At 64.3% G+C, this 26,246-nt stretch carries 27 protein-coding genes and 1 pseudogene; 20 read left to right on the top strand and 8 right to left on the bottom strand.

Translation table 11 applies throughout. The annotated features are described in order from the left end of the window. Positions 1–24: 24 nt before the first annotated feature. On the bottom strand, positions 25–498 hold the full coding sequence (locus AUC68_RS12615; RefSeq protein ID WP_069437972.1) for a YaiI/YqxD family protein: 474 nt from the start codon (positions 496–498) through the stop codon (positions 25–27). A 120-nt stretch (positions 499–618) separates the two neighbouring features. Between AUC68_RS12615 and AUC68_RS12620 the strand changes: the two genes are divergently transcribed. After that, positions 619–1,755: a TIR domain-containing protein gene (locus tag AUC68_RS12620; protein ID WP_158008311.1), complete on the top strand. Its 1,137-nt coding sequence runs from the start codon at positions 619–621 to the stop codon at positions 1,753–1,755. A gap of 31 nt (positions 1,756–1,786) precedes the next feature. Here the strand turns inward: AUC68_RS12620 and AUC68_RS12625 are convergent, their stop codons facing one another. Then, on the bottom strand, positions 1,787–2,347 hold the full coding sequence (locus tag AUC68_RS12625; protein ID WP_141701271.1) for a hypothetical protein: 561 nt from the start codon (positions 2,345–2,347) through the stop codon (positions 1,787–1,789). A gap of 203 nt (positions 2,348–2,550) precedes the next feature. Further along, the gene (gene cysK, locus AUC68_RS12630; protein WP_069437975.1) at positions 2,551–3,627 is read right to left on the bottom strand and encodes a cysteine synthase A; all 1,077 of its coding nucleotides are present in this window, start codon (positions 3,625–3,627) and stop codon (positions 2,551–2,553) included. Between the two features lie 209 nt (positions 3,628–3,836). On the opposite strand from cysK, the gene AUC68_RS12635 reads away from it, so the two are divergent. The 9 genes and pseudogenes from AUC68_RS12635 to AUC68_RS12675 all read left to right on the top strand — a co-directional run bounded on the left by AUC68_RS12635 (position 3,837) and on the right by AUC68_RS12675 (position 12,133). After that, a complete protein-coding gene (locus AUC68_RS12635) occupies positions 3,837–4,091 on the top strand; it encodes a YdeI/OmpD-associated family protein (RefSeq protein ID WP_244500518.1) in 255 nt (84 codons plus the stop codon). 205 nt (positions 4,092–4,296) lie between these two features. Then, on the top strand, positions 4,297–5,655 hold the full coding sequence (locus AUC68_RS16540; RefSeq protein ID WP_069437976.1) for a murein L,D-transpeptidase catalytic domain family protein: 1,359 nt from the start codon (positions 4,297–4,299) through the stop codon (positions 5,653–5,655). A gap of 28 nt (positions 5,656–5,683) precedes the next feature. Then, on the top strand, positions 5,684–6,415 hold the full coding sequence (locus tag AUC68_RS12645) for a class I SAM-dependent methyltransferase (protein ID WP_069437977.1): 732 nt from the start codon (positions 5,684–5,686) through the stop codon (positions 6,413–6,415). 222 nt (positions 6,416–6,637) lie between these two features. Further along, positions 6,638–7,645 (top strand): murein L,D-transpeptidase catalytic domain family protein, encoded by a 1,008-nt coding sequence (locus AUC68_RS12650; protein ID WP_083240750.1) that lies wholly within the window; start codon positions 6,638–6,640, stop codon positions 7,643–7,645. Positions 7,646–7,746: 101 nt separating this feature from the next. Next, a pseudogene (locus tag AUC68_RS12655) lies at positions 7,747–8,318 on the top strand (NnrU family protein). Positions 8,319–8,413: 95 nt separating this feature from the next. Next, complete coding sequence (panB, locus tag AUC68_RS12660) at positions 8,414–9,271, top strand: 3-methyl-2-oxobutanoate hydroxymethyltransferase (RefSeq protein WP_069437978.1); 858 nt, start codon at positions 8,414–8,416, stop codon at positions 9,269–9,271. Between the two features lie 186 nt (positions 9,272–9,457). Further along, a complete protein-coding gene (locus tag AUC68_RS12665; RefSeq protein ID WP_069437979.1) occupies positions 9,458–10,201 on the top strand; it encodes a tetratricopeptide repeat protein in 744 nt (247 codons plus the stop codon). A gap of 103 nt (positions 10,202–10,304) precedes the next feature. Further along, positions 10,305–11,675: a ribosome biogenesis GTPase Der gene (gene der, locus AUC68_RS12670; protein ID WP_069437980.1), complete on the top strand. Its 1,371-nt coding sequence runs from the start codon at positions 10,305–10,307 to the stop codon at positions 11,673–11,675. Beyond that, a complete protein-coding gene (locus AUC68_RS12675; RefSeq protein WP_069437981.1) occupies positions 11,675–12,133 on the top strand; it encodes a DNA polymerase III subunit chi in 459 nt (152 codons plus the stop codon). The genes der and AUC68_RS12675 overlap by 1 nt, the downstream gene beginning before the upstream one ends. A gap of 20 nt (positions 12,134–12,153) precedes the next feature. Here AUC68_RS12675 and AUC68_RS12680 read toward each other — a convergent pair whose 3' ends face one another. Further along, a complete protein-coding gene (locus AUC68_RS12680) occupies positions 12,154–12,504 on the bottom strand; it encodes a DUF3147 family protein (RefSeq protein WP_069437982.1) in 351 nt (116 codons plus the stop codon). A gap of 162 nt (positions 12,505–12,666) precedes the next feature. Between AUC68_RS12680 and ndk the strand changes: the two genes are divergently transcribed. After that, positions 12,667–13,089 carry a nucleoside-diphosphate kinase gene (gene ndk / locus AUC68_RS12685; protein WP_069437983.1) on the top strand — a complete coding sequence of 141 codons (423 nt, stop codon included), beginning with the start codon at positions 12,667–12,669 and terminating at the stop codon, positions 13,087–13,089. 81 nt (positions 13,090–13,170) lie between these two features. Here the strand turns inward: ndk and AUC68_RS12690 are convergent, their stop codons facing one another. The 3 genes from AUC68_RS12690 to purM all read right to left on the bottom strand — a co-directional run bounded on the left by AUC68_RS12690 (position 13,171) and on the right by purM (position 16,605). After that, a complete protein-coding gene (locus AUC68_RS12690; protein WP_244500519.1) occupies positions 13,171–14,535 on the bottom strand; it encodes a cytochrome P450 in 1,365 nt (454 codons plus the stop codon). Positions 14,536–14,827: 292 nt separating this feature from the next. Beyond that, positions 14,828–15,529, bottom strand: a complete 702-nt coding sequence (gene purN / locus AUC68_RS12695) for a phosphoribosylglycinamide formyltransferase (RefSeq protein ID WP_069437984.1) — start codon at positions 15,527–15,529, stop codon at positions 14,828–14,830. Next, positions 15,526–16,605 carry a phosphoribosylformylglycinamidine cyclo-ligase gene (gene purM, locus AUC68_RS12700; RefSeq protein WP_204377034.1) on the bottom strand — a complete coding sequence of 360 codons (1,080 nt, stop codon included), beginning with the start codon at positions 16,603–16,605 and terminating at the stop codon, positions 15,526–15,528. Before purM ends, purN begins: the two co-directional genes overlap by 4 nt. A gap of 289 nt (positions 16,606–16,894) precedes the next feature. On the opposite strand from purM, the gene AUC68_RS12705 reads away from it, so the two are divergent. The 9 genes from AUC68_RS12705 to AUC68_RS12740 all read left to right on the top strand — a co-directional run bounded on the left by AUC68_RS12705 (position 16,895) and on the right by AUC68_RS12740 (position 24,910). Beyond that, positions 16,895–17,839, top strand: coding sequence for a hypothetical protein (locus AUC68_RS12705; RefSeq protein WP_141701272.1), 945 nt, complete (start codon positions 16,895–16,897; stop codon positions 17,837–17,839). After that, positions 17,836–17,973 carry a hypothetical protein gene (locus tag AUC68_RS16845; RefSeq protein ID WP_158008312.1) on the top strand — a complete coding sequence of 46 codons (138 nt, stop codon included), beginning with the start codon at positions 17,836–17,838 and terminating at the stop codon, positions 17,971–17,973. The genes AUC68_RS12705 and AUC68_RS16845 overlap by 4 nt, the downstream gene beginning before the upstream one ends. Positions 17,974–18,121: 148 nt before the next feature. After that, complete coding sequence (locus tag AUC68_RS12710) at positions 18,122–18,775, top strand: CDP-alcohol phosphatidyltransferase family protein (protein ID WP_069437986.1); 654 nt, start codon at positions 18,122–18,124, stop codon at positions 18,773–18,775. Further along, positions 18,772–19,449 carry a P-loop NTPase family protein gene (locus tag AUC68_RS12715; protein WP_069437987.1) on the top strand — a complete coding sequence of 226 codons (678 nt, stop codon included), beginning with the start codon at positions 18,772–18,774 and terminating at the stop codon, positions 19,447–19,449. The genes AUC68_RS12710 and AUC68_RS12715 overlap by 4 nt, the downstream gene beginning before the upstream one ends. A gap of 102 nt (positions 19,450–19,551) precedes the next feature. After that, complete coding sequence (locus AUC68_RS12720; RefSeq protein WP_069437988.1) at positions 19,552–21,732, top strand: RNA degradosome polyphosphate kinase; 2,181 nt, start codon at positions 19,552–19,554, stop codon at positions 21,730–21,732. A gap of 9 nt (positions 21,733–21,741) precedes the next feature. Next, entirely contained in the window at positions 21,742–23,259 is a 1,518-nt protein-coding gene (gene ppx / locus AUC68_RS12725) for an exopolyphosphatase (RefSeq protein ID WP_069437989.1), read from the top strand. 165 nt (positions 23,260–23,424) lie between these two features. Continuing rightward, on the top strand, positions 23,425–24,369 hold the full coding sequence (locus tag AUC68_RS12730; protein ID WP_069437990.1) for a DnaJ C-terminal domain-containing protein: 945 nt from the start codon (positions 23,425–23,427) through the stop codon (positions 24,367–24,369). Continuing rightward, on the top strand, positions 24,366–24,755 hold the full coding sequence (locus AUC68_RS16545; protein WP_141701273.1) for a MerR family transcriptional regulator: 390 nt from the start codon (positions 24,366–24,368) through the stop codon (positions 24,753–24,755). The genes AUC68_RS12730 and AUC68_RS16545 overlap by 4 nt, the downstream gene beginning before the upstream one ends. Next, on the top strand, positions 24,713–24,910 hold the full coding sequence (locus AUC68_RS12740; protein WP_069437992.1) for a DUF2905 domain-containing protein: 198 nt from the start codon (positions 24,713–24,715) through the stop codon (positions 24,908–24,910). Before AUC68_RS16545 ends, AUC68_RS12740 begins: the two co-directional genes overlap by 43 nt. On the opposite strand, the gene rnd is transcribed toward AUC68_RS12740, so the two are convergent. After that, the gene (gene rnd, locus AUC68_RS12745) at positions 24,878–26,047 is read right to left on the bottom strand and encodes a ribonuclease D (RefSeq protein WP_069437993.1); all 1,170 of its coding nucleotides are present in this window, start codon (positions 26,045–26,047) and stop codon (positions 24,878–24,880) included. The two genes, AUC68_RS12740 and rnd, sit on opposite strands and share 33 nt — an antisense overlap. Between the last annotated feature and the right edge of the window lie 199 nt (positions 26,048–26,246).

The raw sequence follows: 26,246 nt of genomic DNA on the forward strand, positions 1-26,246 counted from the left end.
CCAGGCCGATCCGTCGGGTGACCCTTAATCCGTGGGGTGACCGGTGCGCTTCAGACGCACGATTGCCGCATCGAGCGCCTGGAGGAAGGCCGAACGGTCGGCCTTCGAGAACGGGCGCGGGCCGCCGGTGATCTCGCCCGCCGAGCGCAAATCGGTCATCAGATCGCGCATGGCCAGCGTCATGCCGATGGACGCGTCGGTGAAGGCTTTGCCGTTCGGCGCGATGGCCTCGGCCTTTGCTGTCACGGCGCGATGGGCGAGTGGCACGTCGTTCGTCACCACGATCACGCCCGGGGCGGGCCGCTCCGCGATCCAATCATCGGCAACGTCGAGGCCCTGATCGACGATCACGCGCTCGATGTTCGCGTCCTTCGGCAGCATCATATAGGCGTTGGAAACGACGACGGTCTTGACCGCGTATCTTGCGGCGACCCGAAAAACCTCGTCTTTTACGGGACAGGCATCGGCGTCGACGAGGATCAGGATGGGTTCGAGCATGCTAGGCATGTTTAGCAGCCGCGCCCCCGCAACAGCAACGCGGTGCGCGGCGCGGGCCGCGTCGTCACCGACATGACGTTAAAGCCACCGGGGACTATTGAGTGGGAGCGGGGGGCGGGCATGAAGATATTTCTCGGATACCCTGCTGAGCACGAAAACATAGCTCGGGAAGTTTTTGGACTCCTAACGGCGAAAGGCGATGACGTCTGGTTTGACAAGGAGCGGCTCGTACCGGGAATGGATTGGGACGCGGAGCGCGACAAGGGACAGCGCGAAGCGGATCTCGCTATTCATCTCTGCTCTGATGCGATTTGGGAGCGTCGGGGCGTCGTCAATCGAGAGATTCGCCAATCGTTACGGCTTGCTGAGGATCAACCGTTTGGAGCTCGCTACATCATCCCGATTAGGATTGGCTCATTCAATTTGCCCGTCGAATTGACCCGGTTCCAATACTTTGACTTCGGTGACGGTTGGGAGGAACAACTTTCTAGCGGCGTGGAAAAGCGTCGGGAGCAGATTTCCGTTGGGGCACCTGAGCGGTCCAGGCAGGCAGTGACAGCGGGGCGTTCCCATGAGGGACTGCGGAAGGTCGAGTTTGAAAACATTACGGAGGACCACGATTGCCGCGGGGAGTATCTCAACTACGAAAATGAAGGTTTGTACTGGACCTACTTGAACGGTGCTATCGCGGCCTTGGTATTGGAGGGTTACTTTAGTGCTCTGAGTGATTTCAAACGGCTGTACCCGGACAACATGGGCGAGGACAGCGGCGAGAGGAAACATGAGTGGTCAATCAGGTCAGAGGAGTTCTTTCGCTTCGGTGACATGTTGTCCGTTAGATTTTACTCTTACATTGGCCTAGCTCATGCGGCACATCCCAGTCACTACATCACGACCCTGAACTTTTTTGGGGAGGATGCCGGTTCAATTAGCATCCAAGAATTACTCGGGCACTCACCTGATAATGCGCGCAGGGTAATTCGTTATTGTGAGAAGGTCATCATTGCGGAGTTCGAAGATGAGATCGGCCAGGACTCCTTCTTTGGGGGCTATGCGGACGACGAAGATGCGCTTTGGAAGCTGCTCTCACAATTCGGCTTTGACACAAGGGGGCTCACTTTCAACTTTTCTCCCTACGATGTGCTGCCATATGTACTTGGTTCGCATGAAGTCCTGGTTTCGTGGCGCTTTATGGAAGACCTGATTGACGCCGACTACAGGGATATTTTGAATAGGCTCTCGCCTCAGTCAGGTTAGAGCAAGCGTCGGTGGCTGCGTGGACTTGCCCTTAATCGCTAAGCGCGCCCCTTTGTCGTGCCTTCCTTTGTTCAACAATGGTACGGAAGAACTGTGTTTTCAGTTCGCCTGGGCGAATGGCGTCAGTCTGCCACAGCGTGGCGCGCGCTGGGAAGAAGGCTTTCGCTTGGTCAATGATCCGAAAGAGCAAAACCGGCTCGCCATCCAGTTGCCCCTGCTGAAGCTCAAACTTTGCTAGAGCAACCTTCTCGCCGCCAATCGCGTCCCACGCGATCCCTTCGATATTTCCTGCAGAAACCTGTCCGTCAATCTGAATTTCCGAAAAGACATAGTGCTTGCCGAGACCGCCTGAGCCTATGGCGCCGGTGACGGTGCCTCGATGGACTCTCATGTCGATGTCCACGGGCATTCCCCGACCGTCCAGTTGCTGCGGTCCTATAGAGCCGGCGATGACATCGCCTTCCGGGGCGCTAGACCACTTGCCGCTGAGCATCTTGTCGACAAACATCCAGTCGTCGACCCGAGTAGCCGCTTTGGGTAACTCGTCAAAGAAAGAATTGAACTTGGCTGGCGCATCCAAGACATCGATCACGAAGGCTGCAGCCGGAGCAAGGACCAAGAGGGCAAGCATTGCCCAGACAGACGGCTGAAAAAACCGACGTGACGTGCCGGTCAGCCTATTCGGTCGAATTCTTGTTTTCCAACCCCGACTCATAATCCATGATATTCCGCCGGGGCAATTGAGATGACAAGTTTGGATTGTGTGGGTGGATACCCAACTCGGTCCTGACAGACCTAGCGCTCCGCCATCTGGTACCCCGGCGTGGACTTCATGAGGGCGCGTTCGTCCTCGGTCATCACCTCTTCGATGTTCTCGAACAGCGGCGTCGAGAGATAGCGCTCGCCAGTGTCGGGCAGCATGGCGAGGATGACGGCGCCGTCTTCCGCCTGTTCGGCGATCTGCCTTGCGACGGCGAAGGTCGCGCCGCCCGAGATGCCTGTGAGGATGCCTTCTTCGGCCGCGAGCTTCCGGGACCACTCGATGGCGGTGGGGCCGGCCACGGGAATGAGCGCGTCGTAATAGTGCCCGTCGATGGCTTCCTGCAGGACGAGCGGAATGAAGTCCGGCGTCCACCCTTGCACCGGGTGCGGCTCGAACGCGGAGTGCCCGGCGCTCGGCGCGCCGTCGGGCCCGCGCTCCTGGGGAATGCCGCTGCCGACCAGCGCCGCGTTGGCCGGCTCGCTCAGGACGATCTTCGTGTCGGGGCGTCTTTCACGCAGCACGCGGCCGACACCGGCCACCGTGCCGCCGGTGCCGTAGCCGCTGACGAAATAGTCGAGACGCTCGCCGTCGAAATCGGCGAGGATCTCTCTTGCGGTGGTGTTCGCATGGACGAGCGCATTGTCGGGCGTCTCGAACTGGTGGGCGAGGAACCAGCCATGTTTCTTCGCGAGCTCCACCGCCTTCTGAACCATGCCGAAGCCCTTAAGCTCCTTCGGGGTCAGCACCACCTTGGCGCCGAGGAAGCGCATGAGCTTCCGCCGCTCGATGGAGAAGCTCTCGGCCATGGTAACCACGAGCGGATAGCCCTTGGCGGCGCAGACCATGGCAAGGCCGATGCCCGTATTGCCGCTCGTGGCCTCGACTACTGTCTGTCCCGGCTTGAGAGCGCCGCGCTTCTCGGCCTCTTCGATGATGCTGATGGCCAGGCGGTCCTTCACGGACGCGGCCGGGTTGAAGAACTCGGCCTTGACATAGAGGCGCACATTCTCCGGCGCCAAGCGGTTCACGCGGATGCAGGGCGTGTTGCCGATGGTGTCGACAATGCTGTCGTAGAGTTTTCCTTGTCCGGTCGTCGTTCGTGAGGTCATCGGTTCGTCCTCTGCGTTGGTCCTTGTTTCGTACTCTTCGGGTTCTTGGTGGGTTTGCCGGACGTCTTGGCCGCCATGTTATGGCGATTGGCGCGGTTTGAGTAGTTCGGCGTGACGCTCCGCACCGCGGTGACGTATGCTTCTCCGGCGGATGTGGCGCGCGGGCGCCGCGTCGCGATTGTCTGGCTTGCACCGAGGCGAAGACGACCGTGCCTTCGAAGACGGAGATTCCCGGCGGCGTGGTCCACGATCTGCCCGCCGATCTGAGACGCGCGCTGACCGCCAATCCGAAAGCGCTGGCGACCTGGGGCGACATCACCCCGCTCGCCCGCAACGAATGGATTTGCTGGATCGAGTCCGCCAAGAAGGCGGAGACCCGAACGCGCCGGATCGATTGGGGCTGCTCCGACCTTCAGGCCGGAAAGCGGCGCCCGTGTTGCTGGCCCGGCTGTCCGCACCGTTGAGCTCCGCAGGCATGGCCGATTGCAGGGAACGGCGGCAGATTGGGCCTCGCCCCCGGTTCACGGCCGATTAACCCTCGCCGCTCTAACGTCTCAAATTGAGGTATATTAAGTAGAGCAACCCGCCTTGCGTGTGTCCGGGTCGGGTTTTGGCCGGCCGGGGCGCTCCTGGGCGGGCCGGACTGTGCGTTTTGAGGGAGCCTGTCTCGTGCTAGGGACGTCTCAATGGACATCTCAGGCCACCAAGGTCTTTGGCGGCACGCCGGGCGTTGTCGTCGGCGCCGTGGTGACGGCCGCGCTCGCGTTTCCTCTTTCCGCCAACGCGCAACAGCTTCCCTGGCTTGCCGCACCGTCGCAAGGCGCGCCGTCGGCGGTCACCACCGTCCCGAAGACACCCTTGAACCGGGCCGTTCCCGGGTCCCGCTATGTGCCGGACGTTCAGGCGCCGCCGCCGCAGGCCATGCCGGCGCCACAGGCGGCTCCGGCGCCGCAGACAATGCCGCCCGGGTATGCGCCTGCCGCGACGGCGCCCTCGCCAGTGATGCCCGTGCCGAACGCGCCGATCGGGCCGGCCCATCAGGCTCCGCCTTATGCTCAGCCCGCGCCTGCCATGCGGCCCGCGCTTGCGCCGGAACCGGCGCCCGCCGTGCCGGTCGTCCCGGGCGTGCCCGCCTGGCTGAACCCGCATATCGGTGACGGCGAGGGGCAGATCTCCGCCACCGTCCTCAAGCGCGCGCACGATTTTCATCGGACGAAGGTCCGTGCCGGCGCGGTTAAGAATTCCTGTTACTTCGCCTTCGACGCGACCCGTCCGGGCGACGGCGCCAAGCGCTTCTACGTGATCTGCGAGAACAACGGCCTGTTCCGGGCGGTCTCGTCGGGCCATGGAGCGGGCCGCAACTTCCCGGGCATCGCCGATCTTTCGAACAATACCCAGTGCGCGAAGAACTTCAGCAACGCCCGCAACTCCCATCTGACGACGGGCGGCGGCTATGTGACTGCGGAAGTCCGCACGTCCTTCAAGGGCTATTACCACGACGACGACGGCTATCAGCCGCTGATGCGTTCCTTCCTCCAGTATGAAGGCGAGGGCGAGACGGCGACCGCCAGGGTGCGCGCCATCGGCGGCCATTCGGCGGCGATCGTGCGGTGGCAGTGCCGGATGAAGATGCCGTCGAGCAAATATGCCGACAGCGGCGGCTACGTTCCCTACGGCAAGCTGGTCGACTACAGCGCCGGGCGCTCAAGCGGCTGCACCAGCTGGCCGCGGGAGATCAACGAGACGATCCTGGGCATCGTGAAAAACCAGCCGACCACGGTCTATGTCTACCCCGAAGCCAAGGACATCGTGGCCGTGGGCCGCGCGGTGCGGGCCGGCCAGTCGCTGTCGCGCGCGGGTCTTTATTGGAGCGCGGCCTGCTTACGAGAGATCGGGGCGCCGAATTTCTGGCCGCGCGAGAAGCTCGAGCCCGCGCTCCTTCTGCTTGCAAAGAAGAGCAGCGGGCGGCCGCGGACCTTGTCCGATTTGCCGGTCTGCAAGAAGACGGTCGTCGGGTCCGCTCGCTAGGGCCGCCGCGCGAGGGTAGGCTTGCCCGATGACGGCCATGAACACCTTCGAGAACAAGAGGTTCCTTGCGCGCATTCGCGGAGGCGACTTCGCCCATCCCGGCGAGGAAGAGGCCATCGATCTCGTCCTGTCCCATGTGAAGCCGCAGCCGCGCGAGACCGTGCTCGATGCGGGCTGCGGTCTGGGGGCGACGGCCGACGCGATCGGCAAGAAGACGGGCGCGGTGGTCGTCGGGGTCGATCTCGACGCGGAGTCCGTGCGCCACGCCAACGCCACCTACCGGGACTTCCAATTCATACCGGGCGACGTCACCAAGCTCGGCGAGCTGGCGCTGCCCAAGATGGACGTGATCTACGCCTTCAACTCGCTCTATGCCTGCCCCGACCTGGACGCGTGCTTTGCGTCGTTCAACGAGGTTGCGAACCCGGGCGCGCGCATCGGGGTGTTCGACTACATCGCCTATGACGCCGGCGCCCTGGCCGCGACCGGCTGCCTGCCGCCAAGCGTTCATTCCATGACGCAGATGCGCCAGCTGCCCGAACGCCAGGGATGGGCGTGCACCGGCATCGTCAACCTCGATCTGGCCTATGCCGCCTGGTATGCCCGCTTCCTTGCCCGCATGGACGAGAATAGGGAGATGCTCGCGGCCGTGCGTTCGCCGGAGGTCTTCGAGGCGGTGCGCAAGAGATACGCGGACATGCTGCATTGCCTGGAACAAGGCACGCTCGGCGGGGCGCTGCACCTTTACGCCCGTGCGTGAATGCTGACGCAGATCGGGTTTCGGACCGTGCGTGGCGGCCAAAGGACGCGTTTTCCGCCTGAAACGCCTCTTTTTACGGCGCAGGGGTTACACGGAGGATTTATCGTCTATGATTAGCATCGGTTGTTCTGCGTGTTCGATTCGCGCCAGCAAAACGCCGCAATAGGGGCATTTTTCCGCGCAGAATCGCAAAGGGAACGATTCGATAGGAGACGACATTTGGTGAGATTGATTCCTCTCCGTCCGAGGGTCGTCAGTCTACTGGCTATTTTGGCCGCGGCGGCGCTGGCCATTTGGCTCGAGCCGCCCTCTGCGCTTGCCGGCGAGCACTTCGAAGCCGTTCCGCCCTGGCTGCAGCGCCATGTGGGGAACGGCGACGGGCAAATTTCCGAGATCGTCCTGCAGCGGGCGCGCGCCCTCTACATGGAGAAGGTCGTGGAGGGGTCGGCCAAGAACCCCTGCTATTTTGCCATGGATGCGACGCGGCCCAGCGTTGCGAGCAGCGGCCGGGTGGCGCGCCGGTTCTACATCATCTGCGAACACGATATGTCGTTCCGCGCGATCTCCTCCGGTTACGGCAACGGACGGAGATTGCCCGGCGCCAACTTCGCCAACGGCCGGCGCTGCGCGAAGAATTTCAGCAACGCCGAGGGCTCGAAACTGACGACGGGCGGCGGCTATGTGACCGCCGAAACCCGAACCTCGTTCAAGGGCTATTACCGGTCTCACGGCAAGTCCGTGGCGCTGGTGCGCCCCTTCGTGCAGTTCGAGGGCGAGGGCGATACGGCCAACGCGCGCGAGCGCGCCATCGGCGGGCATTCGGCCGTGCTGTTGCGGGGCATGTGTCTTCGCAAGCGTCCCGACAGCCCCTACGCGAACGACAAGGGCTATGTGCCTTACGGCCGGCTGCTGAACTACAGCTCCGGGCGCAGCAATGGCTGCACCAGCTGGACGCCGGAAGACTCCAAGCTGATCGTGGATATGATCAAGGAGCAGCCGACCACGGTCTATATCTATCCGGAGTCGGGTGACATCGACGCGGTCGCGAAGGCCGTGAAGGCGCACCAGAAACTCTCCAGCGAGGGGCTCTATTGGAATGCCCGATGCTTGCAGGAGATCGGCACGCCGACATTTTGGCCCAAGGAGAAGCTGGAGCCGATCATCGCCCGTTATCGAAAGGCGCGCCCGGCCCCGCCGCCGCGGCCGATCCCGATCTGCAGCTCCGGCTAGGCCCGGCTGCGATGATGCGTAGCAACGTATGGGACGCACCACGCATCGCAACGCGCCGGTCTGCGTGATAGGTTCCCCCGCGAGATTGAGGGAGGACGGCTATGGCGCTGCTCATCATTGGCATCGTTGTGTTTCTGGGTATTCACCTGCTGCCCACGTTCAGCGGTCTGCGCGATCGGTTGATCGAGAGGCTCGGAGAGAACGGCTACAAGGCGCTCTTCTCGATCCTTTCGATTCTCGGCCTTGTGCTGCTCGTTTACGGGTTCGCCAAGCGCCGTTCATCCCGGTCTGGTCGCCTCCGGCTTGGATGCGGCATGTGGCGATGCTGCTGATGCTGCCCGCCTTCATTTTTCTGGTGGCGGCCTATTTTCCGGGGCGCATCAAGAAGATCGTGAAGCACCCCATGCTGACCGCGATCAAGACCTGGGCGCTCGCCCATCTGCTCGTCAATGGCGATCTTGCCAGCATCGTCCTGTTCGGGTCGTTCCTGGCCTACGCTGTCTATGACCGGATCGCGCTCAAGCACCGCCGGCCCACGGAGCTCATCGAGACGCCGGGGCCGGGGAGCCCGCGCAACGACGTCATCGCCGTGGTTTTGGGGCTCGTGTTCTACGCAGTGTTCCTGATCTGGCTGCACCCGCTCTTGATCGGCAAGCCGGTGGTGGCGATGTAGGCGCGCGCACGGCACACTGTCATTGCGCTGCACAAATGCTTATATGTCTGGCATAACACCCGTCGAACGAACGAAAATTCGCGAGGTCAAGGCCAGTGTCACACCAGACTTACATCAAGCGCACCACCGCGCCGGATATCGCCGGACGAAAAGGTGGCGAGCCCATCGTGGTGCTGACCTCCTACCATGCGCAGACGGCCGCGCTCGTCGATCCCCATGTGGACGTTCTTATGGTGGGCGACTCGCTCGGCATGGTGCTGCACGGCCTGGAAAGCACGGTGCCCGTGCCGCTCGATCTGATGATCGCGCATGCAAAGGCCGTCGTGCGCGGTTCGGAGCGGGCGCTTGTCGTGGTCGATATGCCCTTCGGCTCTTATGAGGAGAGCCCCGCCGTCGCCTTCCGGAGCGCGGCCCGCATCATGAAGGAGACGGGCTGTGGCGCTGTGAAACTCGAAGGCGGCGTGCCGATGGCCGAGACCATCGCCTATCTGACGGCGCGCGGCATTCCCGTGATGGGCCATATCGGCATGACGCCCCAGGCCGTCAATCAGCTCGGCGGGTTCGCGGCGCGCGGACGTCGCCGCGCCGAGTGGGCCCGCTTCGAGGACGATGCCCGCGCTGTGGCCGAGGCGGGGGCGTTTTCCATGGTGATCGAGGCCGTTGCCGAGGCGCTTGCCGCGCGCATCACCAGGGAGGTGCCGATCCCTACGATCGGGATCGGCGCGTCGGCCCAGTGCGACGGGCAGGTCTTGGTGCTCGAGGACATGCTTGGGCTTGCCCCCAGGGTGCCGAAATTCGTCAAGGAATACGCCGAGCTCCGGTCCGCAGTGGAGGGGGCTGTGAAAGCCTATGCGCAGGACGTCCGTTCGCGCGCGTTTCCGGCCGCCGAACACACCTATTCGACGCTGGACGAGGTTCCCGCGGCGCCCAAAAAAGTCAAGATATCAGTCTGATAGCGTTGCCGATCATGCAGGCGTCTCCGGGGCGGCCAGGGGACGCCGGTGGCATTCAGCCTTGCGCGAGCTAGCGGCCTTCACTATACGGCGTGGGTTAGGCCGGGCGTCTGCCCGGGTTCCGCAGCCATCCCCGTTCACCCGCGCCCGCGGGCCGATACGAAAGCCGAAAGAGCCCTTAACCACATGAGCGACAACAGTTTCATTCGCGAGGTCGACGAAGCGGTTCGTCGGGAGCGGTACACGGCACTTTGGGACAAGTTCGGGATCTATGTTATCGGCCTGGCGCTGGCGCTCATCATCGGCGTCGTCGCCTACAATGTGTGGACCTACCTTAAAGAGAGCGCGGCCGAGACGGCGGGCGATGCGTTCACGAGCGCGCTCGCGCTCGAGAGCGGCGGCGACCAGGACAAGGCGAACGAAGCGTTCAAGGAGCTGGCCAAGGACGGGCCGTCCGGCTATCGCGTTCTGTCACGGTTTCAGCTCGCCTCGAGCCAGGCCAAGGTCGGCGAGACCGACAAGGCCGTCGAGGCCTATGAGGCGCTGGCCAAGGACCGCCAGGTCGATGCGATTCTGAAGGGCCTCGCGACGCTTCAGGCTGCCACGCTGCGGCTCGACAAGGCGGACTATGCCGAGATGCAGAAGCGTCTCGACGGACTGGCGAGCGGGAAGAGCGCTTGGCGGTTTTCCGCGCGCGAGCTGTTGGGGCTTTCGGCCTATCAGCACAAGGACATGAAAGCGGCCGAGGACCAGTTCAGCGCGCTCTTGGCCGATGGCGGAACGCCGCGGAATATGCGCGAGCGCGCCAACGTGATGCTTGCTCTCATTCTCAGCGAGACCACCACGGATACCGGGGCCGACACGGATGAGTCCAAGACGGACAATGCCGAAACGGACGGCACCGAGATGGACGGGTCGGCGACCAACTAGCGCTCCGTCGTCTTCATTTGGCGGTTCTTGTTTGGCCGCCTCGTTTGTGTTCCTTCGTGTGTCTTCGTTGGTCTGAAACACCGGACTCCGTGCTCTCGCCGTCATGCCCTTTACCGTCGCCATTGTCGGACGCCCCAACGTGGGCAAGTCCACGCTGTTTAACCGCCTCGCGGGCAGAAAGCTCGCGCTCGTCGACGATCAGCCCGGGCTGACACGCGACCGGCGCGAGGCCGACGTGGTTCTCGAGGGCTGCCCGCTCACGCTCATCGATACGGCGGGGTTGGAATCCGGTGACGACGGCCTGACCGCGCGGATGCGGCTCCAGACCGAAGCGGCGATTGCGCAGGCCGACCTTGTCCTGTTCATCATCGATGCCCGGGTGGGCGTCACGGCGGCGGACGAGATTTTCGCCGATCTTGTGCGCAAGGCCGGCAAGACCGTCGTCCTTGCGGCGAACAAGTCCGAAGGGCGGAGCGCCGAGCCCGGATACTACGAGGCCTTCTCCTTGGGGCTCGGCGAGCCCCTGGCGATCTCTGCCGAGCACGGCCTCGGGATCGGCGACGTGACCGAGGCGATCGCGGAGGCCTATCGCCGCGCCCAAGGCGAGACTTCGGCGGAGGCCGGCCCCGAAGAGGGCGAACCGGACGAGGAGGGCGTTTATCCGTTGCGGATCGCCATCGCGGGGCGCCCCAATGTGGGCAAGTCCACGCTGGTCAACGCACTTCTGGGCGAGGACCGCATGATCACGGGACCGGAAGCGGGGATCACACGCGACGCGATCGCCACGGAGATCGTTTGGGGTTCGCGGCGCCTCCGCGTGTTCGACACGGCGGGGCTGCGGCGCAAAGCGCGGATCGACGCGCGCGCCGAGGTTCTGTCGGTCGGCGACACGCTGCGGGCGATCAAGTTCGCCGAGGTCGTGGTACTGCTGCTCGACGCCGAACAGCCCTTCGAGAAACAAGACCTGCAGATCGCCGATCTGATCGCCCAAGAGGGGCGCGCGCTCGTCATCGCCGTCAACAAATGGGATCTCGTGAGCGACAAGCAGGCGCGGCTCGCCGAGCTGCGCGAGATGTGTCAGCGCCTGCTGCCTCAGGTCAAGGGCGTGTCCTTGGTGACGCTGTCGGCGCAAAGCGGCAAGGGCGTCGACAAGCTCATGGATGCGGTTCTGGCGGCGGACGCGGTATGGAACCGGCGCTTGCCGACCGCCGCATTGAACGACTGGCTGGCCGGCATGATCGACGCGCATGCGCCGCCGGCCGTCGCCGGTCGCCGGTTGAAGATCCGCTACATGACCCAAGCCAACGCGCGTCCGCCGACCTTTGTCGCGTTCTGTTCCCAGCCCAAGGCGCTGCCGGACTCTTATGTCCGCTATCTCGTGAACGGCTTGCGCGAAACGTTCGATTTGCCGGGCGTGCCGATCCGTTTCAATCTACGCAAAGGCACGAACCCTTACGTGAAAGCCAAGTCGTGATGAGTGGCGAGACGGAGGTCTTCTTCTACCATTTGGAGAGCCGCACGCTGGATCAGGTCTTGCCGGCGCTGTTGGAGCGCTCCTTGGAGCGGGGCTGGCGTGCCGCGGTTCAGGCCTCGAGTCCGGAACGGGTCGAGGCGCTCAACACGCTGCTCTGGACCTACCGCGAGGACAGCTTCCTGCCGCATGGCGCCGCCGCCGACGGCGCACCGGACGCCCAGCCTGTCTATCTGACCGATGCCGACACCAATCCCAACGGCGCGGCCGTCCGTTTCCTGGTGGACGGGGCGAACGTCGACGCGGTTGGTGCGTATGCGCGTGTGGTCCATATTTTCGACGGCCACGACGCCGATGCGGTGGCGCGCGCGCGGGAGGCGTGGGCGGCGGCGAAGCATCAGGGCTTCGCGGTCAGCTATTGGCAGCAGGACGAAGACGGCCGATGGCAGCAGAAGGCCTGATTCAATCCGTGGTCGGATCGTTAGATTTTGATGCCGGCCAGCCCTAGGATGGAGAGCATCGTGAAATAGGCGGCGACCGTCAGGGCCATCGAGACCGCGAGGCTCGGATAGAATTCCAGGCCCGCACGCAACAGGATGGGAAGGCTGACAAACAACACGAGGGACGGCACGACAAGCCAGAAGACCCCCGTGGACAGGCGCGCGATCTTCTCCGTGTCGCCGGTATCCACGTAGAGCCAGATCACGGCCAGCACCGACGTGAGCGGGATCGAAGCGATCAGTGCACCGAACAAGGCGCTGCGCTTGGCCGTTTCGGAGACTGCGACCACAAGGACGCTCGTCAAAAGAACCTTGATCGTGGCATAGAGCATCGCTACGTCCTCACTGCGTTATCTGAGCAACGCTTTGGGGCTTTCATATCACACACCAATCGATTTTTGCGCCCGCGCCTTGTGGCTGTCACGACCGATGGCTATAAGCCCGGCCGAGATTCGAAATTCCCGAAGAATCAAAGACTAGAAGGACTTACGGCCATGGCCATGGAACGCACGCTCTCGATCATCAAGCCCGACGCGACCGAGCGCAATATTACAGGGCTGATCGTCGCGCGCCTCGAAGGGGCTGGGCTCCGCGTGGTCGCACAGAAGCGCGTCTGGTGGAAGAAGAAGCAGGCCGAAGAATTCTACGAAATGCACAAGAAGCGCGACTTCTTCGACGAACTCGTCGCATTCATGACCTCCGGCCCCATCGTGGTCCAGGTGCTCGAAGGCGAAGACGCGATCAAGCGCAATCGCTCGGTCATGGGCGCGACCAACCCGGTCGATGCGGATCCCGGCACGATCCGCAAGGATTTCGCCATTAGCCTGCAGCGCAACTCCGTCCATGGCTCGGACACGCCGGAAAACGCGAAGCGCGAGATCGACCTCTGCTTCAAGAAGAGCGAAATCGTCGGGTAGGGGGCGCTCGCCTGGACGCACGATTGCGAACCGACGACCCTGACGTCCGGTACGCGTGTGACCGCGCGCCGACGGCCGCGCCTAGCTGAGTTCGCGGATGCGGAAGGGCAGGCCGCCCTGCGGGCAGAGCGTCACGGTCGCGCGGATCTTGGCCGGGGTGGGCCCGACATATTCCGGCGTGAAGCGGCGCAAGAGCTGAACCAGCGCCAGCGTGTTCTCGATCTGGGAGAGCGCGCCGCCGATACAGGCCCGCTTTCCGGCCGCGAACGGCAGGTAGGAATATTTCCGCCGCTTCTTGGCCCGCTCGGGCGCGAAACGCTCCGGATCGAACTTCTCGGGATCTTCCCAATATTTGGGGCTGTGATGAGCGATGTAGGTCAGCATCGAGACCTTGTCGCCCGCGTTGATCTTGTGTCCGGCGATCTCGTCGTCGCCAGCGGCAATGCGGATCAGCCCCCAGATCGGCGGGTATAGGCGCATGGTCTCTTGGATGACCATGCGGGTGTAGCTGAGTTGATGTACCTGGTCCCATTGGGGATCGGCGTCGCCGCAGATCCGGTGCGCTTCTTCGCGGACGCGCTCCATCGCTTCGGGATGCTGAGACAACAGATAGAGCGACCAGGCCAGCGTCAGCGCCGTGGTCTCGGTGCCCGCCCACAGATATTGCTTCATCTCGTCGATGACTTGGCGGTGGTCGAACTCCGGGAAGTCGGGATCCGCCTCGGCCTCCTGCATCGCCGTCAGCAGGGTCTTCTCGCGGTGATCGATCACGTTTGCGCCGATCACCGTGTCCGGAACCGAGTGCCAAACCTCCATGGCCTTGGCCGGGTCCTCGTCCGTGATCTCCTCGAGTTCGCCGCGCACGTTCTTCAGGCGCACGTTCTTGTGGTTCACGACGTCGGTGTAGGTCTTGACCTGCTTGAAGACGAAATGTGGGTTGAACGGCATCTCGCGGTCGAACAGCGCGCGGCACACCATGTCGGCGGCCATCGTCCAGGTCTCTTCCACCATCTCGACGGTCTCGCCCGACTCCGCGAGTTTCTGCCAGCGCTCCATCTTGGAGTCGATGGCCGACATCAGATAGGGGAAGTACTCCTCGAACATCTTCGGATGAAACGCCGCCTGCTGGGGCACGCGGATCTTCTGCCACAGCGCGCCGTCGATGGTAATCATGCTGCGGCCGAAAACGGGACGGAGCCCGTCGAAATATTTGGTGTAGTTGTCGGCGTTCGTCACCAGAACGCGTTCGGCGTGTTCAGGCTCGCTCAGGAGCACGATGCGTTGGTTCTTGAGATTGACCGGCAGGACGCCGTTGTACTTTTCGCACAGCGCCATGAGAACCTGCATGGGGTCCTCTTGATTCAGAAGCGCCGAAAGCTTGAACCAAATACTGTCTTCTTCTCCGAGACCGTGCGACGGAGAGTAGGCGACCGTCATGTCCGCCATTTACGCCATCCCTCTTATTGTTGGGCCGACTGTCCCCATTGGGCCAAGTATTGGGCCAAGTGTGCCGGACAGGGCTTGAGGCCAAACCGCAAGATCAGCACCAGGTCTCGGGCAACCTTCGCGCGCGCAGGACTTCCGCGCGCGGGTCGTTGTTGCGGAGATCGACTGAATAGACGTTGTTCCTAGCATCCGCTTGTCTGCATTGTCTACGGGGCCTTGCGCCGCACAGTCTTGCGATGCGTCAAGTTTCGCGGGTCCGCAGGCGTATTTTTCCAAGTTTCTGAGGACTCAATCAAAAATTGCCCCGAAGCGGGGGCGAAAAAAGGGCGGATTCGCCGCGTCCTTCGGGCGCATCGGCCCCATTGGACTCGTCTGGCCTCACGGGGATGCCGGCGACCCGCTCACCGTCCACGGCGACCTGCCCGGACGCAACGAGCCGCAAGGCATGGGGATAGAGCCGATGCTCGGCGGCCAGCACGCGGGCGGCGAGAGCCTCCTCTGTATCGCCCTCGAGGACCGGTACGGCCGCCTGTCCCACGATCGGGCCGTCGTCCATGGCCGCGCGCACGAAGTGGACGGTGCATCCGGTGATGCGCGCGCCGGACCGAAGCACCCGCGCATGGGTGTCGAGGCCCTTGAAGGCCGGCAGCAGGGACGGGTGGATGTTGAGGTGGCGGTCCAGCCAGCGGGAGACGAAGCCTTCCGTCAGCAAGCGCATGAACCCGGCATTGCAGAGGAGGTCCACGCCAGCTGCGCCCAACGCCTCGTCCAGCGCGGCCTCGAAGGCTTCGCGCGACGGGAAGTCCCGGTGGTTGACGGTAGAGGTCGGGATGCCGGCCGCCTCGGCGCGGTCGAGACCCTGGACGCCAGGCACGTTGGAAATCACGAGCACGAGATCGGCCGGGTAGTCAGGCGCCTTGGCGGCGTCGATCAGCGCCTGCAGATTGCTGCCGCGGCCGGAGATCAGAACGCCGACTCGCCGCTTCGCGCTCATGCCGGCGCGCCGCCGAGTTGGACAGCCGCGCCGCCACCGCGTGCTTTCAGCGTGCCGATGACTTTCGCGTCGCCGCCGAGGTTCGCGATGACTGCATCGGAATCGGCCGCCGACGTCACCACGACCATCCCGACACCGCAGTTGAAGGTCCGGTACATCTCATGCGCATCGAGCCGTGCTTGCGCCTGCAGCCATTCGAACACGGGCGGCATGTCGATGGTATTGGTGTCGATCCCAGCGGCAATGTCGTCGGGCAGGATGCGGGGCAGATTGTCGATCAGCCCGCCGCCGGTGATATGGCACAGCGCCTTCACGGCGCCCGGTTTCTCGCGAATCGTATCAAGAACTTGGCGGACATAGATACGGGTCGGGGCGAGGAGCGCTTCGCCCAGCTTTGTGTCGGGCGCGAACGGTGCGGGGTCGTCCCAGCCAAGGCCGCTTTCGGCCACGACGCGGCGCACCAGCGAGAAGCCATTGGCATGGACGCCGGACGAGGGCAGGCCGATCAGCACGTCGCCGGCCGCGAGGTCGGTGCGCGGCAGGATCGCGTCCCGTTCCACGGCCCCGACCGCGAAGCCCGCAAGGTCGTAGTCGCCGTCGCCGTAGTGGCCGGGCATCTCGGCGGTCTCGCCGCCGATCAGCGCGCAGCCCGCTTGGGCGCAACCTTCGGCGATGCTGGCCACGACTTGCGCCGCCACCCCCACCTCCAGCCTGCCGGTCGCGAAATAGTCGAGGAAGAAGAGCGGCTCGGCGCCCTGGACCACGAGGTCGTTGACGCTCATGGCGACCAGATCGATGCCGATTCCGCCATGGAGCCCCGTGTCGATGGCGAGCTTCAACTTGGTCCCGACCCCGTCGGTCGCGGCCACCAGGACCGGGTCCTTGAAGCCGCACGCGGCCAGGTCGAACAGTCCGCCGAAGCCGCCGAGATTGCCGAGAACGCCCGCCCGCTTGGTCTTGGCGGCGAGGGGGCCGATGGCCTCGACAAGGGCGTTGCCGGCATCGATGTCGACACCGGCCTCGCGATAGGTCAGCGGCTTGCCGCCAGGCTTGGACACGTCGGAAGGGTGGGGCACGTCGGGTCGTGTGAGCGTTGAGATTTTGGGGCCGCGGCCACGCGGAGTGCATGTTCCGGAGTTCTGTCATAACACTCTTGGCAGGCCAGAGGGATAGAGGCAAGGGCGCCACAGGCAAGAGCCCGCGCGGCGGAAAGGCGGGGCGCCCATCGTCAGGCGAACATTTCCGGACGAACACGTCCGGCGGCGGGCCGGGGAGCTGTCGATGGGGGTTCAGTCAGGCAAAGGTTTCAGGCGGTTGGCGCCATTTTTTGCCAGATTGAGTCGCGCCGTTCTGGTGGGGGCCGGCTTGCTGGCGGGCGCGGAACTTGCCGGCGCCGCCAGCCTCTACAATGTCGCCAAGGTCCATGTGGACGTCACGGCCAAGGACGCGGTGATCGCGCGCGAGAAGGGCATGGCGGAGGCGGAGACGCGGGCCATGGAGATTCTGCTGCGCCGTCTCGTGCCGCTGAGTTCACAGGCCTCCCTCCCCACTTTCTCCCACGGCGAGATCGAAGGGCTCGTGGCCGGCATTGCGATCCGGAGCGAGAAGACGTCCGCCACCCGCTATATCGGCGTCCTCGATGTGCGGTTCTATCCCGGGTCCGTCCAGCAACTCCTGATCAGCCGCTCTATTCCTTTCGTCGATGCGCCGGCCTCGGCCATTTCGATCCTGCCGGTGATGCTCGAAGGCGACGGTGTTGCGCACGATGCGAGCGCGGATTGGCGCGCGGCCTGGGAGCGCCTCGATCTCGAGAACGGCGTCGCGCCGGCGACCCTGGTCGCACCACGCGAAGATCTCGATGCCAGGACGGTCCGCGCGGTTCTGGCGGGAGACGTGGATGCCTATGCGGGCTTGCGCAGCCTCTACGGCTATGGCGGTCTCGTCGTCGCCGCTGGCGAGATCGCGGGCGGGTTCTTCCGTGTCCGTCTAGCCGGCGAGGACGCGGCCGGCAGGGTCGATGCCGTCGTCACCAGCGCGGTCGATGCCAGCGACCGGGGCGCCACGGCGGACGCGGGCGCGTGGGTTGGTCACAGCTCGAACGGCGCTGGCAGACGCGTCTCGATCCGGGGTACGAGGAAGCCGCCGACGGGTTGCTCAGGCGCCGTTCACTCTACCCGGACGAGGAGCCCGCGACGGACGCGGCGGCGCTCGGCCCCGTTGACGCGGTCATCGAGTTCTTCAGCGCAAGGGACTGGCAGCAGATTCATTTTGGGCTTCAGCGGGTGGAAGGGCTTCGCGACTTCGCGGTGACGTCCCAATCCGCCCGCGCCGCCTCGGTGTCCTTCGATTTCGATGGAAGTGTCGATCAACTGCAGGCCGTGCTCGCGCGGAACGGCATTGCCCTTTACGAGCGGGATGGCACGCTTGTGATGCGCGCCCGGTGATGGCATGCCGCTTCCCTGAGACGATCGGTTCGCCAAAAATCGGCCCCGCGCCGATAGCAGTCTGATAGTCTCCGTGCCAAACGCCAAAAGGCGACGCGGCCGAGACGGTACCAACGAGATCCAAGTAAGACGCTCTGGAGAAGCGCCGGTGAATATCCCCAACACGCTGACATTCGCGCGGATCGTGTCCGTTCCGCTCCTGATCTGGCTCATTATCGATCAGGATTTCCTCGCGAGCTTTGTCGTCTTCATGCTGGCGGGAATCTCGGACGCGGCCGACGGCTATCTCGCCAAGCGCTATGGCTGGCACACCGAACTCGGCGCCTATCTCGATCCGATCGCCGACAAGGCGCTGCTTGTCGCCATCTACGTCTCACTGGGTCTCGGCGGTCATTTGCCGGTCTGGCTCGTCATCGTGGTGGTCAGCCGCGACATCCTCATCGTCGGCGCGGTGGTCCTGGCCTGGATCATGGGCCGTCCGGTCGAGGTCAAGCCGCTCGCCGTCAGCAAGATCAATACATTCGCGCAGATTGCGCTAGCCGGCCTCGTCCTTGCCAAGCTGGGACTCGGACTGGGATTGGAGGGTCTGGTCGGCGTGTTGATTTGGATCACGGGCGGCCTGACGATCTTGTCCGCCTTTGCCTATTTCCTGGGATGGCTCCGGCACATGATGAGCTACGAGCCCGAGCCCCCCGAGCCAAGGCGGCGTTCCAAGGGGAAGGCCCGGCCAGCCACGAGCCATGCATCGCGTGCGACCGGCGGCGCGAATGGGGCATCCCGGGCTGAGGTCCGGACGCCGTGAACCCCGGTCAGCTTGCCTTCGACCTGCCGCACCGGGCGGCTCTTGGCGCGGAGGATTTTCTGGTCAGCGATTGCAATCTCGCCGCGGTGCGGATGGTCGATGCGTGGCCAGATTGGCATGGGGCGGTCCAGGTTCTCGTGGGGCCGGCGGCAAGCGGCAAGACCCATCTCGTGCGGGTCTGGCAGGAGCGGTCGGGCGCGGATGCGCTCGATCCATCGACACTGGACATCTCGACGCTCGATGCGCGCGCGCCGGGGGCGGCGATCGCGGTGGAGGATGCCGACCGCGCCGGCTTCGACGAGAGAACGCTGTTCCATCTCCTCAACCTTGCCCGGGAGAAACGCCTTTCCGTCCTCCTGACCGCCCGGGTCAGCCCCAACCGCTGGCCCTTCGCCCTGCCGGACCTGCTGTCGCGTCTGAGCGCCGTACCCGTGACCGAGATCGGCGCGCCGGACGAGGCGCTGCTGCGCACGGTGATGCTGAAACATTTCTCCGACCGTCAACTGACGATCGAACCGAAGGTGCTTGAATTTCTCGCGCTTCGGATCGACCGTTCGCTGGAAGCGGCCGCGGCCGCCGTCGATGCGGTCGACCGCGCGGCCCTGCGCTCCGGCCGTAAGATCAGCCGGCAGCTCGTCGTGGAGGCGTTGGGGCCGCCTGCGACGATGGAGTAGCCAGCCGCAATTGACCTTTACCGTTACGCTGGTGATACAGTTGCCAGTCTAACATGACGACTCTGCCGGACGCGCAACGCGCGTTGTTTCAAGAGGATATCGATGAACGTTCCGGAAACGATGGAGCCGGAAGGCGCGGTTGCCCGAATCGCGGCCTATGGCCCTAGCCGCTATTTCAACCGCGAGCTTTCCTGGCTCAATTTCAACAAGCGGGTGATGGAGGAGGCGGAGAACGACCGCCACCCCTTGCTGGAGCGTCTGCGCTTCCTGTCGATTTCAGCCAACAATCTCGATGAGTTCTACATGGTCCGCGTCGCCGGACTTCGCGCGCAAATGGTGGCGGGGATCGAAACGCCGAGCCAGGACGGTCTGACGCCGGCGCAGCAGCTCGACCGGATCAATCGCTCCGTGGCCGATCTCACGGCGCTTCAGCAAGAGACTTGGGTGACGCTGGAGGCACAGCTCGGCGAGGCCGGCATTCATGTGCTCAGCGCCGATCAGCTCACGGACTCCGAGCGCAATTGGCTGGAGGATCATTTCCTCAACCTGATCTTCCCGGTGCTGACGCCGATTGCGGTCGACCCGGCCCATCCGTTCCCGTTCATCCCGAATTTCGGATTCACGCTCGGACTGGAGCTGGTGCGCGAAGGGTCGTTCCGCACCATGCACGCGCTCCTGCCGATCCCGCCGCAGCTCGACCGCTTCATCCGCTTGCCGCAAAAGACGGACGACGGCACGGGCATTCGTTTCGTGCGGCTGGAAACCGTGGTCGGCATTTTCGTCTCACGGCTCTTCCCGGGCTATCGCGTGCGCAGCCAAGGCGCATTCCGCGTGGTGCGCGACAGCGACATCGAGGTCCAGGAAGAAGCCGAAGACCTGGTCCGGGTGTTCGAATCGGCTCTGAGCCGCCGGAAGCGCGGCTCCGTCATCCGGCTCGAGATGGAAGCGACCATGCCGTCCCGGCTGCAGCGCTTCGTCATGCAGGAACTGAAGGTCACCGAGCGCGAGAGCTTCGTGCAGAAGGGTCTGATCGGACTCGCCGATACGGACCAGCTCATCGTGGCCGAGCGTCCGGACCTGAAGTTCCCGCCCTATGTCAGCCGCTTCCCCGAGCGCATCCGCGAGCACCATGGCGATTGCTTCGCGGCCATCGCCAAGAAGGACATCGTGGTTCATCACCCTTACGAGTCCTTCGACGTGGTGCTGCAGTTCCTGAAGCAGGCCGCGGCCGATCCGGACGTGGTGGCGATCAAGTGGACGCTTTACCGGACCAGCAAGACGTCCCCGATCATCGAGGCGCTGAAGGACGCGGCCGACGCGGGCAAATCGGTGACGGCGGTGGTCGAGCTGAAGGCCCGGTTCGACGAGGAAGCCAACATCAAATGGGCCCGCGATCTGGAAAGCGCGGGCGTCCAGGTGGTCTACGGTTTCATCGAGCTGAAGACCCACGCCAAGCTCAGCCTCATCGTCCGCCGCGAGCGCGGCGAGCTGGCGACCTATTGCCATGTGGGGACGGGCAACTACCACCCCGTCACGGCCAAGATCTACACGGACCTGTCCTACTTCACCGCCGACCGCTCCATCGGTAACGACCTGTCGCGCATCTTCAACTACGTGACGGGCTATGCGGAGCCGGCGGAGCTCGAATCCATGGCCGTCTCGCCGGGCGGCATCCGGGCCCGCATTCTCGATCACGTCCGCGAGGAGATGTACCATGCCAAGGCCGGGCGCCCTGCGGCGATCTGGATGAAGCTGAACTCGCTTGTGGATCCGGAGATCATCGACGCGCTCTACGAGGCGAGCCAGGCCGGTGTCGAGATCGATCTCGTCTGCCGTGGCATTTGCTGCCTGCGGCCAGGGGTGCCGGGTCTGTCGGAGAATATCCACGTGAAGAGTATTGTCGGGCGCTTCCTGGAACATTCCCGGATCTACTGTTTCGGCGCGGGCCACGGTCTGCCGCACCGGAAGGCCGCGGTCTATATCAGCTCCGCCGACATGATGCCGCGCAACCTCAACCGCCGGGTCGAGGCCATGACGCCATCAAGAACCCCACGGGTGCATGAGCAGATTCTGGATCAGATCATGGTGGCGAATCTGAAGGACAACCTTCAGAGCTGGCGCGTCCTGCCGGACGGGAACTCCGTGCGGATCCATCCCGAGGCGGGCGAGGAGCCCTTCAGCGCTCAAAACTACTTCATGACCAATCCCAGCCTGTCCGGGCGCGGCACTTCTCTACCGGAAAACATGCCTCCGCGCTTTACGCGGGTCGAAGAGAACCTCTAGTCTCTCGCCATGGCTGGGAGGAAGAAACGCGCGCCGGTCGCGGTGGTCGATATCGGCTCCAACTCGGTGCGGCTGATCGTCTACGACAGCGCCACGCACGCGCCCGCGCCGCTCTTCAACGAGAAGGTCCTCTGCGGGCTGGGCCGGTCGATCGCGACCACCGGAACTCTCGAACCGGCCGGCGTCGCGCGCGCCTTGCGGGCGCTCCGGCGCTTTCGGGCCCTGATCGCCCAGCTTCACGTCCACCGGACCGAGGTGATCGCCACGGCGGCCGCGCGCGATGCGAAGAACGGCCCGGAATTCATCGCCAAGGCCCAAGAGGTCCTGGGGAAGAAGATCACCGTGCTGTCCGGCACGATGGAGGCGGAACTCGCAGCCCTTGGGGTCGTGTCCGGGATCTACGCGGCCGACGGTTTCGTGGGCGACCTCGGCGGCGGTAGCCTGGAACTGGTGGACGTGCGGGGCGGGCGGTTGTCCGATGCGCTCACATTGCCGCTCGGGGGCTTGCGTCTGATCGATGTCTCGGGCGGAAACCTCAAGAAGGCGCGCGAGGTCATCGATGCGGAGTTTTCCAAGGTCGATTGGCTCGAAAAGGGCCGGGGCCGGGATTTCTATGCCATCGGCGGAACCTGGCGGGCCGTCGCGCGCCTGCATATGGCCCAGACCGATTATCCTTTGCGCGTGATGCACAACTACCGGATGGATGCGCAGGATTTGCTGAAATTCGTCTCGGGGCTGTATGGCCGGCTGGACGAAGATATGCCGGGCCTGCGCGAAATCTCCAGCGCCCGGCGGGAGACCTTGCCTTACGGCGCGCTGGTGCTCGAACGGCTCATCAAGCAAATGAAGCCCCGATCCATCGTGACGTCGGTCTTCGGCATCCGCGAAGGCCTGCTCTACAGCCTGCTCAGCGCCGAGGAACGGGCCAAGGATCCGCTGATCGAGGCCTGCCATACGCTCGCGCTGCAGCGCGCACGCTCGGTGGAGAATGCCAACGAATTGCTGGCCTGGACCGATGGGCTCTTTCGCGTGCCGGGGCCGGTGGAGACGCCCGAGCAGACCCGGCTGCGCCACGCCGCGTGTCTCCTGTCCGATATCGGCTGGCGCGCGCATCCCGACTACCGCGGCGCCCAAAGCCTCAACCTGATCGCGAACGGCGATCTCGTGGGCGTCGATCACCCCGGCCGCGCGTTCCTGGCGCTCACGGCCTATTACCGGAACGAGGGCGTGGTGAGCGACGAGCTGAGCCAGGGTCTGGTCGAACTGGTCGACAAGGAGGCTCTGAAGCGGGCGAAGATCCTGGGGGCGGCGTTCCGTGTCGCCCATATGGTCTCGGCGGCCATGCCGGGGGTCCTGCCGCACACCCCGCTCGCATACGAGGGCGACCGGCTGGTCTGGACGCTGCCCGAGCCCTATGCCGACCTCGAAGGCGAACGCGTCAGCCGCCGGTTCAAAACGCTGGCCAATCTCCTGGAGCGCGAGCCGGAGGTCCGGATGGGAGAGCCGTTTCAATTGGTGGCCAGTTGACGGGCCCGCGCGAGGTTTGCCTTGCGAACTTGCTGAATGACGGGACAATCCCCAAATCACGAGGAGCGAAGGGAAACATGCCCGGAAAGGGCGCCCCCACACTCTTCGAGCACACCCGTTTCCACCCCACGCAAACCCTAAGACTGGCTCAGACCTAAGATACCGATGGCAGAGGATCTCTACTCCGTTCTAGGCGTCGCGAAGTCCGCGAGCGCCGAGGAAATCACCAAGGCGTACCGCAAGCTCGCCAAGAAACTGCACCCGGATCTCAATCCCGGCGATGCGGCCGCGGAGGAGAAGTTCAAGGAAATCTCCAGCGCCTATTCGATCCTCAACGACGAGGAGAAGCGCGGGCAATACGACCGGGGCGAGATCGACGCGAGCGGGCAGGAGCGGCCCGAGGCACGCTACTACCGCGAATATGCCGGCGGTCCTGGGGGCACGCGCTATCGTTCCTCGGCCGGCTACGAAGACATGGGCGATTTCAGCGATCTGTTTGGCGATCTTTTCGGCGGGGGTGCCGGTATGCATGGGGCAGGGATGCACGGTGGGGGCCAGCGTGGCGGCGCCCGCTTCTCCATGCCGGGTCAGGACGCGCAGTATCATCTGGATATTCCGTTTCTCGACGCGGTCAACGGCACCAAGACGCGGATCACGCTGCCTGACGGGAGCACGCTCGACGTGACCATCCCGCCGGGCGTCAACGAAGGCCAGGTGCTGCGGCTGAAAGGCAAGGGGCACCCGGGTCTCGGCGAGGGCCCGCCCGGGGACGCGCTGGTCGAGGTCGGCGTGAAACCGCACCCGGTGTTCAAGCGCGACGGCAGCAATATCGTCGTCGAGCTTCCGATCAGCCTCGACGAGGCGGTTCTCGGGGGCAAGGTCGAGGTGCCGACCATTTCCGGCAAGGTGGCCATGACGGTTCCGGCCGGCGCCACATCCGGGCAAACGCTCCGGCTCAAGGGCCGGGGGGTCAAGGGCAAGGGCGATCAACTGGTCAAGCTCAACGTGGCGATGCCAGAGACGATCGACGACGATCTCAAGCGGTTCATCGAGGAGTGGAAACAGACCCACGCCTACGACCCGCGGCGGACGATGAAGGAGCAGGCGTGATGCTGACCGAGGAGGACGTCGTCGCGCGCGTGTCCCGTCTCACGGTGACGCGGCTGCGTGTGTTCGTATCCCAAGGGCTGATCAAGCCCCGCGTGGCCGAGCCGGACGAGGCGACGCCCCAAGGCTATTCCGAAGCCGATCTCGCTCGTGCGGCGCTGATCTGCAATCTGGAGGACGAGTTGGGCTTCCATGAAGAGGACGTGCCGGTTCTTTTGAGCCTCATCGACCAGATTCATGGGCTGCGCTCGGAGCTGCGCGCTTCGTCGAAGCCATCGAGGAACTGCCGCTGGACATGCGCACGACCGTGCGGTTGCGCATCGAGCAGCGGCGCCGGGGCTAGCCGATGCGCTCTCCCGGCGTCGTTGTGTTCTACGTGCTGCTGGTGATCCTGCTCACCATGGCGAGCGTGCAGTACGGATTGGGACGCTTGCCGGGCGACATCGTCGTCGATCTCGGCAGCGTCTATTTCTACGTGCCGTTCACCACAGGGCTGATCGTGGCGCTGCTCCTAGGCGCCGTCTTCTGGATCGTCCGCCGGTAGGACCGTCACTTCGCCTTTGCGGATGGTGAGGGACAGTGCGCCGCGCTTGAGCGCCAGCGCGTCTTCGCCGAACAGCTTGCGCCGCCAGCCCCGCAACGCGGCCGTATCCGCCTCGTTCGACCGGGCGATCTGTTCCAGCTCGTCGGCGGTGGCGATCAGCTTGGGCGCGACGCCATGGCGCCCCGCCGTAGCTTTCAGCAGCACCCGAAGCAGGTCCATCACCGCTTGCGCCTCCGGCGGCATGGGCTCGCCACGCTGAAGCGGCGGCACCGTGGCCGGATCGCGGTTGAGACCGCGCTCTACCGCCTCGAGCACGGCACGGCCGCGCGAGGACCGGGCGAATCCGTTATGCAAGGAGCGCAGCGCGCCGAGGTCTTCGACCGTGCGCGGCGCCTGGCCGGCGATGTCGTAAAGCGCCTCGTCCTTGAGGACGCGCGAGCGGGGCACGTCCTGGGTCTGGGCCTCGCGTTCGCGCCACGCCGCAAGTTCCATGAGCACGCCCAGCGCCTTTTGCGTCTTGATCCGCATTTTCAGCCGCCGCCAAGCATGCTCCGGATGCAGTTCGTAGGTGGCGGGATCGGTCAGCACCGCCATCTCTTCGTTGAGCCAGCTTGCCCGCTCGGACTTGTCGAGCTGGGCCTGGAGCTTGGGGTAGAGATCGCGCAGATGGGTGACATCGCCCAAGGCATAGGTCAGTTGCCGCTCGGAGAGGGGGCGGCGGCTCCAATCCGTAAAGCGGGAGCTCTTGTCGAGGCTGCGGCTCAGCAGGCGCTTGACCAGCATGGCATAGCTGACCGCCTCGCCAAAACCGCACACCATGGCCGCGACCTGCGTGTCGAAGATCGGGTGCGGCACGACGCCGGCCATATGATGCACGATTTCAATGTCTTGGCGAGCAGAATGAAAGACCTTCAGGACATTTTCGTCGACCATCAGGTCGAAGAACGGCGCGAGATCGATGTCGTGCGCCAAATTGTCGATCAGGATTTCGGTGTCGCCGCCGGCGATCTGGATGAGACAGAGGCGCGGCCAGAAGGTCTGCTCGCGCATGAACTCGGTATCGACCGCAATGAAGGGGGCTTTGGCGAGTTCGGCACAGGCCGCCTCGAGGTGTTCCGTGGTTGTGATGAGATTCATGGATGGCGGATATAGCCTAATGCAAGGCGCGTGGCCAAGTGTCCTCAGCGGCGCCGGCTCAAAAATCGGGTTTGGCGAGGCAGCCGGTCCGGCCGTCCGGCGCCGCGCCGAAACTCGCGCCTCCGCCTTGACAAGGGGAGCCTTCCCGTGCGGTGTTCCGCTCGCCTTCGAACCGCAGGCGTCAGCGATACAACCGTCC

It is taken from the genome of Methyloceanibacter methanicus, from assembly GCF_001723285.1.
In the GTDB taxonomy this organism is placed as follows: domain Bacteria; phylum Pseudomonadota; class Alphaproteobacteria; order Rhizobiales; family Methyloligellaceae; genus Methyloceanibacter; species Methyloceanibacter methanicus.

Excerpts from the sequence above, each read along its gene's own strand:
- AUC68_RS12615 (WP_069437972.1), bottom strand. The coding sequence starts at position 498 with ATGCTCGAACCCATCCTGATCCTCGTCGACGCCGATGCCTGTCCCGTA.
- AUC68_RS12620 (WP_158008311.1), top strand. The coding sequence starts at position 619 with ATGAAGATATTTCTCGGATACCCTGCTGAGCACGAAAACATAGCTCGG.
- cysK (WP_069437975.1), bottom strand. The coding sequence starts at position 3,627 with ATGACCTCACGAACGACGACCGGACAAGGAAAACTCTACGACAGCATT.
- AUC68_RS12645 (WP_069437977.1), top strand. The coding sequence starts at position 5,684 with ATGACGGCCATGAACACCTTCGAGAACAAGAGGTTCCTTGCGCGCATT.
- AUC68_RS12665 (WP_069437979.1), top strand. The coding sequence starts at position 9,458 with ATGAGCGACAACAGTTTCATTCGCGAGGTCGACGAAGCGGTTCGTCGG.
- der (WP_069437980.1), top strand. The coding sequence starts at position 10,305 with ATGCCCTTTACCGTCGCCATTGTCGGACGCCCCAACGTGGGCAAGTCC.
- AUC68_RS12675 (WP_069437981.1), top strand. The coding sequence starts at position 11,675 with ATGAGTGGCGAGACGGAGGTCTTCTTCTACCATTTGGAGAGCCGCACG.
- AUC68_RS12680 (WP_069437982.1), bottom strand. The coding sequence starts at position 12,504 with ATGCTCTATGCCACGATCAAGGTTCTTTTGACGAGCGTCCTTGTGGTC.
- ndk (WP_069437983.1), top strand. The coding sequence starts at position 12,667 with ATGGCCATGGAACGCACGCTCTCGATCATCAAGCCCGACGCGACCGAG.
- AUC68_RS12690 (WP_244500519.1), bottom strand. The coding sequence starts at position 14,535 with ATGGCGGACATGACGGTCGCCTACTCTCCGTCGCACGGTCTCGGAGAA.
- purN (WP_069437984.1), bottom strand. The coding sequence starts at position 15,529 with ATGAGCGCGAAGCGGCGAGTCGGCGTTCTGATCTCCGGCCGCGGCAGC.
- AUC68_RS12720 (WP_069437988.1), top strand. The coding sequence starts at position 19,552 with ATGAACGTTCCGGAAACGATGGAGCCGGAAGGCGCGGTTGCCCGAATC.
- ppx (WP_069437989.1), top strand. The coding sequence starts at position 21,742 with ATGGCTGGGAGGAAGAAACGCGCGCCGGTCGCGGTGGTCGATATCGGC.
- AUC68_RS12730 (WP_069437990.1), top strand. The coding sequence starts at position 23,425 with ATGGCAGAGGATCTCTACTCCGTTCTAGGCGTCGCGAAGTCCGCGAGC.
- AUC68_RS12740 (WP_069437992.1), top strand. The coding sequence starts at position 24,713 with ATGCGCTCTCCCGGCGTCGTTGTGTTCTACGTGCTGCTGGTGATCCTG.
- rnd (WP_069437993.1), bottom strand. The coding sequence starts at position 26,047 with ATGAATCTCATCACAACCACGGAACACCTCGAGGCGGCCTGTGCCGAA.